1 pseudogene is annotated in these 393 nt (G+C 73.3%); it reads right to left on the bottom strand.

Annotated elements, in window-relative coordinates:
- Positions 1-393: pseudogene (locus ADK36_RS11845) on the bottom strand (modular polyketide synthase); the annotation flags it as partial.

Consider the following 393-nt stretch of genomic DNA (forward strand, 5'->3'; position numbering starts at 1 on the left):
CTGTGCCATGCCGGGGTACTGGCTTCCCTGGCCGGTGAAGAGCACCGCGAGTCGGGGTTCGTCCTGGGCCTGGCCGCTGACCACACCCGGCGCCTGTTCGCCCCGGCCGAGCGCGCGCAGTCCGGCCACGGCCTGCTCGCGGTCGGCGGCCAACACCACACCACGGTCAGGGAGTTGGCCGCGGTCGGTGACCAGGGCGTGTGCCACGGCAGCGAGGTCAAGCTCGGGGTGTTCCTCCAGGTGGGAGGCGAGTCGGTCGGCCTGCCCGGCGAGCCCGGCGCTTCCGCGCCCGGACACCACCAACGGAACCAAGCCCACAGCGGGCGCGGTCATGTCCCCCTGCTCGCTGGTCACCGGCTCCGGCGGCTGCTCCAGGATGACGTGCGCGTTGGT

It is taken from the genome of Streptomyces viridochromogenes, from assembly GCF_001270495.1.
Classification (GTDB): domain Bacteria; phylum Actinomycetota; class Actinomycetes; order Streptomycetales; family Streptomycetaceae; genus Streptomyces; species Streptomyces viridochromogenes_A.